This is a genomic window from Candidatus Thiodiazotropha endoloripes, assembly GCF_001708965.1.
In the GTDB taxonomy this organism is placed as follows: domain Bacteria; phylum Pseudomonadota; class Gammaproteobacteria; order Chromatiales; family Chromatiaceae; genus Thiodiazotropha; species Thiodiazotropha endoloripes.
The window spans coordinates 131,203-144,091 of sequence record NZ_LVJW01000007.1 but is presented as its reverse complement, the minus strand read 5'-3'; the positions used below and the strand labels follow the sequence as shown (position 1 = coordinate 144,091).

General features: G+C 52.2%; 10 protein-coding genes. All 10 read left to right on the top strand.

What is annotated here, in order from left to right; genetic code table 11:
- Positions 1 to 349: 349 nt before the first annotated feature.
- The 10 genes from rsxE to A3193_RS19035 all read left to right on the top strand — a co-directional run bounded on the left by rsxE (position 350) and on the right by A3193_RS19035 (position 12,747).
- The gene (rsxE, locus tag A3193_RS19075) at positions 350 to 994 is read left to right on the top strand and encodes an electron transport complex subunit RsxE (RefSeq protein WP_069006419.1); all 645 of its coding nucleotides are present in this window, start codon (positions 350 to 352) and stop codon (positions 992 to 994) included.
- Positions 995 to 1,079: 85 nt separating this feature from the next.
- A complete protein-coding gene (locus A3193_RS19070) occupies positions 1,080 to 1,661 on the top strand; it encodes an electron transport complex protein RnfA (protein ID WP_069006420.1) in 582 nt (193 codons plus the stop codon).
- A gap of 4 nt (positions 1,662 to 1,665) precedes the next feature.
- A complete protein-coding gene (locus A3193_RS20205) occupies positions 1,666 to 1,863 on the top strand; it encodes a chemotaxis protein (protein WP_069006421.1) in 198 nt (65 codons plus the stop codon).
- 46 nt (positions 1,864 to 1,909) lie between these two features.
- On the top strand, positions 1,910 to 4,279 hold the full coding sequence (gene ppsA, locus A3193_RS19065) for a phosphoenolpyruvate synthase (RefSeq protein ID WP_069006514.1): 2,370 nt from the start codon (positions 1,910 to 1,912) through the stop codon (positions 4,277 to 4,279).
- Positions 4,280 to 4,348: 69 nt separating this feature from the next.
- The gene (gene ppsR, locus A3193_RS19060) at positions 4,349 to 5,158 is read left to right on the top strand and encodes a posphoenolpyruvate synthetase regulatory kinase/phosphorylase PpsR (RefSeq protein WP_069006422.1); all 810 of its coding nucleotides are present in this window, start codon (positions 4,349 to 4,351) and stop codon (positions 5,156 to 5,158) included.
- Positions 5,159 to 5,321: 163 nt separating this feature from the next.
- Positions 5,322 to 6,767: an adenylate/guanylate cyclase domain-containing protein gene (locus tag A3193_RS19055; RefSeq protein WP_139117073.1), complete on the top strand. Its 1,446-nt coding sequence runs from the start codon at positions 5,322 to 5,324 to the stop codon at positions 6,765 to 6,767.
- Between the two features lie 59 nt (positions 6,768 to 6,826).
- On the top strand, positions 6,827 to 7,693 hold the full coding sequence (locus A3193_RS19050) for a tetratricopeptide repeat protein (protein WP_162272516.1): 867 nt from the start codon (positions 6,827 to 6,829) through the stop codon (positions 7,691 to 7,693).
- 321 nt (positions 7,694 to 8,014) lie between these two features.
- Complete coding sequence (locus A3193_RS19045) at positions 8,015 to 8,941, top strand: DUF3943 domain-containing protein (RefSeq protein ID WP_069015609.1); 927 nt, start codon at positions 8,015 to 8,017, stop codon at positions 8,939 to 8,941.
- A 403-nt stretch (positions 8,942 to 9,344) separates the two neighbouring features.
- Positions 9,345 to 10,241, top strand: coding sequence for a substrate-binding domain-containing protein (locus A3193_RS19040; protein ID WP_069015647.1), 897 nt, complete (start codon positions 9,345 to 9,347; stop codon positions 10,239 to 10,241).
- A 10-nt stretch (positions 10,242 to 10,251) separates the two neighbouring features.
- A complete protein-coding gene (locus A3193_RS19035; protein ID WP_083218868.1) occupies positions 10,252 to 12,747 on the top strand; it encodes a putative bifunctional diguanylate cyclase/phosphodiesterase in 2,496 nt (831 codons plus the stop codon).
- The last annotated feature ends 142 nt before the right edge of the window (positions 12,748 to 12,889 follow it).

Here is a 12,889-nt window from a genome sequence, read left to right as displayed (position 1 = left end):
AATGCCTGATTTAATTGATCATGCGCAAAGTAAGACAGCGTCCAATTGATTGACAATAACTGATTTGAACTAGGGCCTGTTAACACGAATCCAATTGGCCCTGTTGCCCCTGAAAAAGCGCCAATCAAGGCGCGAGGAGAGAGGTTTGGTGATTCCAAATGAACGACGAGCAACGCCGAGTGGCGCTTTTTCAGGGGCAACCCGAAGGGCTGAGGCTGTTTTTCCGCCCAGCGGCGTTATCATTCGCTCATGTCGAGTGACGACACTTCGCTCATTCTGCCTTGCTGGGCGAAAAAATAGTCACAGCAGGGCCAATTGGATTCATGTTAACAGACCCTAACAGATAACCATGGCGAAAAAACAAGACAACACCATCACCTGGGATACCTTCAGTGAAGGTTTGTGGCGTGAAAACCCTGTGTTTGTCATGCTGCTGGGCATGTGCCCGGTACTGGCAGTGACCAACTCGGCGATCAATGCCCTGGCGATGGGTGTTGCCACACTTTTCGTACTGCTCGCCTCGGGAACTTTAATCTCGCTGCTTCGCAACAGCATACCCAAGCAGGTGCGCATCGCCACCTATATCGTCATCATCGCCACCTTCGTCACCATTGTCGACTACACCATCCAGGCGATCTCCCTGGACCTCTACAATGCGCTGGGTGCTTTTATCCAGCTGATCGTTGCCAACTGCATGATACTGGGTCGGGCCGAGGCCTACTCTTCCAGGAATCCGCCATTGAAGTCGATCATCAACGCCACCGGCATGGGACTGGGATTTACCCTGGCCCTGCTCTGTCTCGGTGTGGTGCGCGAGATCCTGGGTGCCGGCAGCCTGTTCGGCATCGACCTGTTCGGCCCCAGATTCGAACCCTGGGTAGTGATGGTACTGCCTGCCGGCGGCTTTCTGGTCCTGGGTGCCTGGCTGCTGCTGTTTGAGTGGCTGAAGCAGCGGAAATCCGAGACTGAACTGGATCCGGCGGCAGAATCATGAACATCAGGATCTCACAGGTGAATTTCGTTCGGATCCCCACAGGTCGTTGCAGCCTGTTCTCCTTAAACATCATAAAGTGACCACGATGGCGACAGAAACCCTAAGCTTTATATTTCTCAACGCTGTACTGGCAAATAACTTTGTACTTGCCCTGTTTCTCGGCCTGTGCCCGTTCCTCGGTGTCTCGGGAAAGATCAATACGGCCCTGCCAATGGGCCTGGCAACCCTGTTTGTGATGTTGGTCAGTTCAGTCTGCGCGTTTCTGATCAATGAGGTCCTGGTGGCCTTTGAGATCGAATTCCTGCGCCTGATCGCCTATATCGCCGTGATCGCCAGTGCCGTACAATTGGTGGAAATGGCCCTGAAAAAATTTACCCCTGCCCTGTTTCGCTCATTGGGCATCTTTCTGCCGTTGATCACCACCAACTGTGCAATCCTCGGTCTGGCCCTGTTCCAGACATTCAAAGAGTACAGTTTCCTGCAATCCCTGGTCTATGCACTGGGCGCCGGCGTTGGTTTTATCCTGGCAATCCTGCTGATGGCCGGTCTGCGGGAGAAGCTGGAGCTTTCGACCATGCCGAGCATCACCCAGGGTGCCGCAGTGAGTCTGATGCTGGGTGGTCTGCTTTCACTCTCGTTCATGGGCTTTGCCGGACTCGGAGGTTGATTCGATGCTCGACTTTCTCATCGCCATGACCGTGATACCGATTCTGTTGTTGGGCTGGTTGATCATCCAGTCCATCACCCGACGCTTTTCTAAACTACATCCTGAGTTTGGTCCTCATAAGGAAGAGGGCACAGGCTGTGGTAAAAGCTGTCTGTGCAGCGGAAACAGCTGCCAACGTCAAGGAGACCACCTCAGAGGTTAAAACAATGACTGATCCATCCAATCAATCCAAAAGCCGAGGGCAAGCGGTGAATGAACAAATAATCTGGTTTGAAAACCTGAAAATGCATGATGTCGATCAGGTCGGCGGCAAGAACGCATCGCTTGGCGAGATGATCAGTGGTCTTGCCGATGCGGGCGTCTCCGTTCCCGGCGGCTTTGCCACCACAGCCCACGCCTATCGTGAGTTTCTGCGACACAACCGCCTTGCAGAGCGAATCGACCCGCTGTTACAGCAACTCGATGTGAGTGATGTCACGGCACTTGCGGAAGCGGGCAAGACAGTCCGTGAATGGGTGGTCGAAGCCGAGTTTCCGGAAGAGTTGGAGAACGCGGTTACCGCCGCTTACAGAAAGCTGGTAGGCGATGCCGCAGAAGTGCCCTCCGTGGCTGTGCGCTCCTCAGCGACTGCGGAAGATCTCCCCGATGCCTCTTTTGCCGGTCAGCAGGAGACCTTTCTCAACGTGCAGGGTCTGGAAGACGTTCTGATCGCGATCAAAGAGGTATTCGCCTCTCTGTATAACGACCGGGCCATCTCCTACCGTGTTCACCAGGGATTTGCCCATGAGGATGTGGCACTCTCTGCAGGCATCCAACGGATGGTGCGCTCCGATGTAGGTTCAGCCGGGGTCATGTTCACTCTCGACACCGAATCCGGTTTCAAAGATGCGGTATTCATCACCAGCTCCTATGGTCTGGGTGAGACTGTGGTACAGGGTGCTGTCAATCCCGATGAATTCTATGTCCACAAAGGCAATGTGGAAGCTGGCAGACCAGCCATTCTGCGCCGCAACCTGGGCAGCAAGGCGATCAAGATGGTCTACGGCCAGGAAGGTGAGGATCGGGTCAAGACGGTCGATGTAGAGCCACAGGATCAAGCCAAATTCTCACTCACCAGTGAGCAGGTCGAGAGCCTGGCCCAAATGGCGATTACCATCGAGAAACACTACCAGCGTCCAATGGATATCGAATGGGGTCTGGACGGCACCGACGGTCAGCTCTACATCCTGCAGGCGCGTCCAGAAACCGTTGAGAGCCGGGTCGATACCACCTCCGTCGAGCGTTTCAAGCTGGAACAGAAAGACGGCAACGTGCTGGTTCAGGGCCGTGCCATCGGTCAGCGGATCGGCAGTGGTGTCGCGAAGGTGATTGCCGATGCCAGTGAGATGGCCAAAGTTGAGGCCGGCGATGTGCTGGTCACCGACATGACCGATCCCGACTGGGAGCCGGTGATGAAAAAAGCTTCGGCGATTGTCACCAACCGGGGCGGCCGTACCTGCCACGCGGCGATCATCGCCCGGGAACTGGGTATCCCGGCCGTGGTCGGTTGTCATGACGCGACTGAAAAACTTCAGGAAGGCCAGGAGGTGACGGTCTCCTGTGCGGAAGGTGATGACGGTTTCATCTATGAGGGCCTGCTGAAGTACTCAGTCACCCAGGGTGATGTCACCAGTCTGCCGGAAGCACCGGCCAAGATCATGATGAATGTGGCCAATCCGAGTCGCGCCTTCGCCTTCAGCCGGATCCCGAATGGGGGTATCGGCCTGGCCCGACTGGAGTTCATCATCAACACCACCATCGGTGTTCATCCCCGCGCACTGATGGAGTTCGATAAGCTGCCTGAGGATATCAAGGCGGCCGCACAGAGCCAGATGAACGGTTACGACGATCCGGTGGAGTTCTATGTGGAGAAGCTGGTGGAAGGTATCTCCACCCTGGCGGCCGCATTCGAGGGCAAGCCGGTCATCGTACGCATGTCCGACTTCAAGTCGAATGAGTACGCCAACCTGATCGGTGGCAAGCTCTATGAGCCCTCCGAAGAGAATCCGATGATCGGTTTCCGTGGTGCTTCGCGCTATATCTCCGAGAGCTTCAGACCCTGCTTTGAGTTGGAGTGCCGCGCCCTGAAACGGGTTCGGGAAGAGATGGGCTTCAGCAATGTGGAGATCATGATCCCCTTTGTCCGCACCCTGGACGAAGCCTCCGGCGTGATCAGCCTGCTGGAACAGAATGGTCTGAAACGGGGTGAAAAAGATCTGCGTGTGATCATGATGTGCGAACTGCCATCCAATGCCGTTTTGGCGGAAGAGTTCCTTGAGTACTTTGACGGCTTCTCCATCGGCTCCAACGACATGACTCAGTTAACCCTGGGGCTGGACCGGGATTCCGGGCTGGTTGCCAATAGCTTCGATGAGCGAAATCCGGCCGTCAAACGGATGCTCAGCATGGCCATACAGGCCTGTAACAAGGCGGGTAAGTATGTCGGTATCTGTGGCCAGGGGCCATCCGATTATCCCGATCTTGCCGAATGGCTGGTAGAACAGAAGATCACCAGTGTATCCCTGAACCCTGACACGGTTGTCGATACCTGGAGGCTGTTGACCGGCTTGAGTGACTAAAGTGTCGCGGGGAGACTACCGGTCTCCCCGCCGCCCTTCGGACACAAGTTAGAGTCAACTGAAATCCCAATGAAACGTACTGTCTATTTTCTGGCTGACCATACCGGTATCACTGTCGAAGCGATGGGGCGCTCCCTGCTGAGCCAGTTCGACAGCTTTGAATATGAGACCGTGCATTGGCCTTTCATAGACGGTCTGGAAAAGGCCCGCCGGGTGGCTGAGCGGATCAACCAGACAACCATGGAGTCGGGACAGAAACCAATTGTCTTCACCACCCTGGTGGATCCCTCGATCCGGGACTATTTCAAAACCCTGGATGTGCCGGTCATGGATTTCTTCGAAACTTTCACGACCCGCCTGGAACAGGAGCTGGGTCTTCCCTCCTCCCATGCCCTGGGGCAATTCCATACCACCAAGAACGGTCGTGCCTATGACCAGCGTATCCACGCGGTCAATTTCGCCCTCAACAATGACGATGGTGCAATTACCAAGAACTATGAGACAGCTGACCTGATTCTGATCGGTGTCTCCCGTAGTGGCAAAACCCCTACCTGCCTCTTTCTTGGCCTGCAACACAGTGTCCTGGCTGCCAACTACCCACTCACCGATGACGATCTGCACAGTGATCTATTGCCGAAGATCCTCAACGGCTACAAGGATAAGCTGTACGGTCTGACCATCGACCCACATCAATTGCAACGTATCCGCCAGGAGAGACGCCCTGACCGGCGCTACTCCTCTCTTGAACAGTGTAAAATGGAGGTCAAACTGGCTGAGGGCCTGTTCAAGCACTATAACATCCCCTATCTCGAGACCACCTCCATGTCGATCGAGGAGATCTCGGCGAGACTGATTCAACACATCAAACGGGTCGCCTGACCGAATATTCCGGCGCCGCTACCGGGCCATATAGAGAATATCGACAGAGTCTACGACAGCGTGCGGAAATAGGGTTATAATCTCGCTCCCGGATTGCCCTGAAATCCTGATATAAAAACCAATATAAACACCCCCATTCCATTGACTATATTGGATTATCGTCTTGTTAAACTGGCTGGTTCAACTATTTCGTAAAGCACCTGTTCCGATCTCCATCAAGTGGACGATCTATATCGGTACCCTGATCACCATGGTCATGGGCATTCTCGGCTGGTTTCTGATCACCCAGCAGACCAGCTTTCATATGCGCGAAGTCCGGGGATTTGGAGAGGTACTGGTTGAACAGCTGGCCCACTCGGCCAGTGAACCCCTGCTGGCGGATGACCAGTTCAACCTGCAGGGTCTGGTCAGTCGTCAGACGCAGAACAACAATGTGGTGGGTGCGGCCATCGTACCATCAGAAAAGCCCTGGGTGATCTCGGGCAATGTACCCCATCAGCTGCCAACCACGGATGAGCTCACCCCGATGATCTGGTCCTGGCGGGATGAGGATAACAGACGGTATCCGGCGATTACCTTCTTCAGCCCGATCCATTTCCGGGATGTTATCGCCGGTCACGCCGTGATCACCCTGGATCGGGCCTTTCTCGACCGCAACCAGAAACGGACCATTCGTATTATCAGTTTCGCCACCATCGGCCTGATCCTGATCGCCGCAATTCTCTCCTACGTGCTGAGCAAACGACTTAGCCGGCCGATTACTCTGCTGGCCCAGGCCGGCCATCAACCGGAAGCGGGGATGCTGATCTCTCAGGGGGATGAAGACCGAAAGGATGAGATCGGACAGGTCTACGCCCACTTTGAGCGCATGTCGGCCGGGATGCTGGAAAAGCGTCAGGTGGAGGATGCCCTCTCCCGCTATGTCTCACCGGTGGTCGCGGACAAGATCCTCTCCAATCTCTCCCAGCCCCGACTCGCCAATCAGGAGATGGAAGGCAGTGTATTGTTCTGTGACATCGTAGGCTTCACCCAGCTGTCGGAAGATCTGCCGGCGGATGAGGTTGCCTCACTGCTCAACCTCTATCTTGGTGCGATTGCCGATGCGGCTCATCGATGCCGGGGTGTGGTCGATAAATTCATCGGTGACAGTGCTATGATCCTATTTGGCGTCCCCGAAGCGGACAACGAGCACGGTCAACAGGCGGTTCGTTGCGCCTGGCTGATCCAGGCCCTGGTCCGCCACATCAACAAACAGCGCCGGCAAGAGGGTAAAGAGCCGATCATGCTTCGTATCGGAATCAACAGTGGCGTCATGCTGGCCGGCAATATCGGCATCCCCGACCGGTTGGAGTACACCGTGGTCGGAGACAGTGTCAATCTGGCCTCCCGACTCTGTGGTGCCGCACCGGCTGATGGCATTATGATGAGTGAGACCACTGCGGAGTTTCCTGGAGTCAAGGAGATGGTAGAGCTGCACCGACAGCCGGAATTGAAAATCAGAGGCAAAAAAAATCGGGTTTCTCCCTCCATCGCGGGAACACCGTCGCGAGAATTTGGTCAATGGTTGATGCGCACCATGGCCTATATTCTGAACAAACACCCTGGATGAAGTCTTCTCTGACCCTTATAACAGTCTGTATCTGTCAGTTACTGCTGAGCGGATGTCAATTGCTGCAAACCAGAGAGACCCCCGCGCCTGTCAAAGACGATTCCCTCGAATACAGCCGACAGCTGGTCGCCAAAGGGCGCTACAGCGAAGCCATCCATCTACTCAATCAGGCCAGTGTGGGTAAAAACAATAATCAAACCTATATCCAGGAACTGAAGAGTCTGCGGGGACAGCAGAAAATCGTCGAGGAGGAGCTGAATGACCAGCTGCTGATCAGTAACACCTCGGCACTCAAAAACCAGCTGCCAATCCTGGTGAAACTGACCAAATCCAGCGACAACCCCCAATACCTGCAGCTACTGGAACAGACCCAGGCACAGCTGCAAAGCATGCGTCTTGCCTTGTCAGACTGCGGCTGGCGACACTACAAGCGGAACAATGCGCTGGCCAAGGATTGTCTCAGTATCGCCCTCTCACTGAAGCTGGACGAATCTGATCAAAACCTGATGGACCACCTGCTTAAAGAGCAGAGCAAAAACAAGCAGGCGCTGGAGAAAAAAGAGAAATCCGCCCGCCAGAAACGCTGGAAAGAGAAACTGGACAAGCGTTTGGCGGAAGCCAACCGACTCTTGGAGAGCGGCCAGCTGCGGGATGCCAAACACGCGCTGCAGAAAATTCTCAAGGATGTGCCGAAAAACAGCCGGGCCAGTGAGATGCTGGCGAAGGTCAACCGGCAGCTGCAGCGATATATCGACAATCTGCTGAGCGCCGGGGACCGGCTCTACCGGGATGGTGAAATCGAAAGCGCCAAGGCGACCTGGCGGGCAGCACTCGCCCTCGATCCCCAGGATCTGCGGGCACGGGAGAAGATTCAACGCGCCCAACGGGTATTGAACAACCTGGAAAACCTGCGCAAAACCAACTGACCCTCAAAACCCTGCAATAGCAGTGGGCGACCGCCCACCAATCCGCTATAATCGCGCGCTTTGACGATCCAGGCGCCGCTCTCTGGGATCCTTTCCATCACCCTCTCAAATCCGGATTTCAGGGCTGGTGGTTTAGAAATCGGAGTGGCCGCCGATGAATAGTTGCTCGTAGGTGCGGATAGTCATTTTTTGAGACAGACTGGCTGGACTGCATGGACTGGTCGCCAAAAACAGCCAATGACATCCACGGTTGAGCCGGGTGATTGGTGTGGATCCAGGTTGTATTAGATTTTCCGGGTGTTACAAGGATTTCTGGCATCTATGCAGAGTGCAATCAGACAAGCGGACATGAATGGTGCCATGAGTCGACTGATTATCCTGATCATTAGCCTGCTCTCCTGGGGTGTGGCAAACAGTTCAGAATGGCTTTCAGAGAGCCCGGTTTCGTTCTATGAGACTGAACTGCAACGCAGTACGCTGTTCAATTCCACTCGCCTATCCACGCTGACCGGCAGTGTTGTCCTCGATAGCAGCGAACCGGCAGTTGAACGTCCCTACGGTTTCGGCAGAGAGCTTGGAGACACCAGCCCGGCAGACTATCCTGGACTGCGCAAGGATGCGGGATACTTTTTCGGTTACCAGTTCTTTATTGTCGGTCTGCTGTATGTGCTTCCGGAAGAGATCTCCGCCTGGACCGACGAGCAGAAAGAGGAGTACACGGTCAATAAGTGGTGGGATAATGTCACCCATCCCCGCTGGGATCCCGACGAGTGGTACATCAACTACATTCTTCACCCTTACTGGGGCATGACCTACTACACAAGGGGTAGAGAGCGGGGCCTGAGTGAGACCGGCGCATTCTGGTACTCATTCACCCTCTCCTCGATCTATGAGTTCGGCCTGGAAGCCCTGTTCGAACCTGTCTCGATTCAGGACATGATCTTCACACCCGGCCTCGGCTCGCTACTCGGCTGGTATTTCGAAGACACCCGCCGAGAGATCAAAAGTCAGTCGAGCTATAGTTTCTGGGACAAGACCGTGCTCGTCCTTACCGATCCTCTGGGCACCCTCAACACCATCGTGGATGGCTGGATCGAGACCGACAGTGAACTTGAGCTACGCTCCTTCTACCGCAGCCCCAGCTTCGGCATCTACGACGATACTGACTGGAACAGCCCCTACCGACAACGTATCGACCCCCTGGTCAACGACTATCTCGGATTACAGCTAACGGTTCACTGGCGATAGTTGTCTACTTCCACCCGGTTATTTTTAGACCGACACATTAATAAGCCGAAATAGACGCCTTTGGTTTCTGAGTGTTGATATTGACTGAGAGAGCAACGGCATGGGTACTAAACTATCGTACCGTAAGTCCGCTATATACAACAGGTTTAGGGAGCTATACCTCACACCAAATGCTGTGTGTGGTCCGGAGTGATTCAGATCGGAATCGTGCGTGTTCTGACAAAGTTCAAATCAGCACCTGTTAACAATGAGTTAATACTGGTGCTACTGTATAAATATGAATAGCCATACGATACGCTACCAACACCTCTCCAGACTGTTTTCCCTCCTCAGTCTGGTCTTCCTGGGCTGCCTTTGCTGCACAGACAACATTGAAGCAGCAGATGCAAACAGCACAGTCCAGATGAGCAACAAAAAACTTGTCTACCTCGTTTCAGATCTCAGAATTCCCTTCTGGGACATCATGTGGCGTGGAATAAAGAGTCGCGCCACTTCTTTAGGCTATGCCGTAGAGGTTTATAGTGCAGAGAACAATGCCAAACGGGAACTGGAATTCACAGTCAGGGTGTTGAAAGATAATGTATCTGGGATCATTGTATCACCCACTAATTCATCGGCCTGTGAAACCATTTTGAAATTTTCCAAGCAGGCAGGTATTCCAGTTGTAATTTCAGATATCGGTACGGATGGAGGCGAATACGTCTCATATATTTCATCCAACAATCATGATGGAGCGTACCAAATCGGGCAGATATTGACCAGGAAGTTAGCCGGTGCAGGATGGCAGAGTGGCCGCGTTGGGATAATCGCTATCCCACAAATGAGGGAAAACGGTCGGGCCAGGACTGCGGGATTCATGCAAGCCCTGAGTGAGGCGGGCATCAAAGGCGCTGACATTAAACAGCAGGTCACCTTCTCCTACCGGGAGACCTACGATTACAGCAAACAGATGATCGAGAAATACCCAGACTTGCGAGCGATCTGGCTACAGGGATCTGACCGGTACAAGGGTGCACTCGATGCGATTGCCGATACGGGAAAGACAGAAGAAATTCTGCTGACCACATTTGATGCAGAACCTGTTTTCCTGGATCTGATTCCCCAAGGGATTCTCATTGGTGCCGCCATGCAACAGCCCTATCTGATGGGAGAAGAAGCGGTCACTACAATGCACAGACACCTCAATGGCGAGATGGTCGAAAAGGAGAAGCAGCTTCCTGTTCTAGCAATATCAAAGGAAAACATAAGCGAAAAACTGCCGACTATTCGGCGGAATGTACTGGGAATAGAAAGTCATTAGCATGGATTAAATGAAAGCGCTGATCAACAAGCATCCAATTTATGTAACGCTTGGCATCATTATTATTTCAGCCGTAGCTATCATATCGGTTTTGCAATCAACTTACTCTTATCTCTCGACCAAGCATCGAATTGAGAACGAAATGAGAGAGAGTGTTGAGCGCAGTATCATCTCCCTGAATAAGAATATCGCCACCTATCTCTCATCCTATGCTGTAAACGAGTACCAGAAGCTCGTCACAAATGAGCTTGAACGGCGTAACAGCTTCGCGATAGTCGTTGAAGATTACAATATGGGCACCATCATGGGGGTGAAAGCCTATGTAAGCGGTAAAATACGAGATGACCAGTGGCGGCCTACTGACTTCAATCCGAACAGCACACAACAGAACAGAAAGCTTGAACAAGCTTATTACTCATTTCGGCAATCCATTGTCAGCCCGGGAGGCGAAGAGCTGGGAGCGATAACCATCTACATTTCCGATCATGAATTAAGGATGGAACTGCGTGAAATCGTAGTCGGCAATCTAGTCAATACAATCTCAATTTCCCTTCTGCTGATCATTTCGTTATTTGTATCCATTCGACTCCGCTTGCTAAAGCCGATAGCTGAGATTGCAGAGGTCATCAGTCATGCAGACAAAGAGGGTATACCGCATGAAAACGTTCCCTGTGCAGGCCCTCAGGAGATCACAACATTGTCGAAGACAATGAATAGAATGATCGATACGATCAGAAATTCGAGATCGGAACTTATAACCAAGCAAACTGAACTGGAAGAAGAGAAAGAGCGGTTCAAATTGGCAATTGATGGTGCCAATGATGGCCTATGGGACTGGAACCTCAAGACCAATGAGGTATACCATTCACCCCGTTTCGAGACCATGCTTGGATATCAGGTCGGCGAACTGCCCAATTCAATTGAGTGCTGGTCAGAGTTACTGCATCCTGAAGATACCGAACAGGCTCATCGCCGGGTTAAAGAGTACCTTGGCACTAAAGGAGAAGGAAGATACGAAAACACATTTCGTATGCGAACAAAAAGTGGTGATTGGCGTTGGATTACAGGACGCGGAAAAGCGCTGTTTGATGAGACAGGAACTGCCGTACGCTTTGTTGGATTCAACACGGATATCACCAAACTCATAATGCAGCAAAAAGAACTGCGGCATCAAAGAGATACTCTACAATTTCAGGCAAGCCATGATGCCTTGACAGACCTCGCTAACCGTACCTTATTTACCTACCAGCTTGAGCAGGGTATTGATAAGGCGGTTCGTGACAACTCCAAGCTTGCTCTGTTGTTTATCGACCTCGACCATTTCAAGGAAATCAATGACTCATTAGGGCATAGGACAGGCGATGAAGTCCTGAAAACAGTTACGCTTCGCCTTAAACAGACAGTTCGTGCTAAGGATGCAATCGCAAGGCTCGGTGGAGATGAATTTACTATTCTAATTGAAGACCTTAAACAAGATCAGGACGCTTCCAGGCTAGCTGAAAAGATTCAACACAAGCTGTCAAATCCAATAATCGTGGATAACCATGAACTCTACATCACCATCAGTATCGGTATCAGTATCTATCCCGACAATGGAAAGACATCCAAGGACCTACTGAAGAATGCCGATGCCGCCATGTATAAGGCAAAAAGCGAAGGGCGGAATAATTTTCAATATTACAGTGCCGAGATGACTGCGCAGGCCTTCGAGAGAGTACAAATGGAGACCAGATTGCGCATGGCAATAGAGAACGATGAATTCGTGGTCTTTTATCAACCCCAGTTTAACGGCGTGAGCAACAGACTTGTAGGCATGGAGGCGTTGGTGCGCTGGCAAGACCCCTCCCTGGGCCTGATTTTCCCATCTCAGTTCATCCCGATTGCTGAATCGACTGGATTGATCGTGGAAATCGACCGACTGGTCATGAAAAAGGCCGTAGCGCAATTCTCAGAATGGTATCGTAAAGGTCTGCAGCCTGGCACGCTGTCGCTCAATCTGAGCATGCGACAACTCCAAAGAAAAGATCTGGTGGAGTTTCTCCTGGCGAGTTTAGAGGGAGCCGATTGTAGTCCCGAATGGTTGGAAATGGAAATCACCGAAGGTCATGTAATGGAAAATCCGGAAGAGGCCATAAAAGTTCTAAGTAAAATCGATAGCATCGGCATCAAGTTGGCACTGGACGACTTCGGTACAGGCTACTCGTCCCTCTCGTATCTAAAGAGACTTCCAATCACCAAACTCAAAATCGACCGCTCATTTATCAAAGACTTGCCTAATGACACGGAGGATAAAGCGATTTCTAAAGCGGTGATTGCCTTAGCTAAAAGTCTTGACCTGGAAATACTTGCCGAGGGCGTCGAGACCATAGACCAGATAGAGTTCTTGGTAGAAAACGGTTGTGAGGTTTTCCAGGGATTCTTCTATTCCAAGCCCATCCCGGTCAGTGAGATGGAGGCTTACTTAGAAAAAAAAACCTGGATAGATGCAGAACCTTCGTTTGTTTGATCTCATTCAAACTGCAGAAGTTTGCTTGCCCCAACAGACTGATCGAATAGTAATCAGAACACTTCTTCCATTTAACAGCTAAATTCTCCTTCATTTGCAGAATTCGCAGCCTTATCCCGTAGTGACGTTTTCATGCTGATTA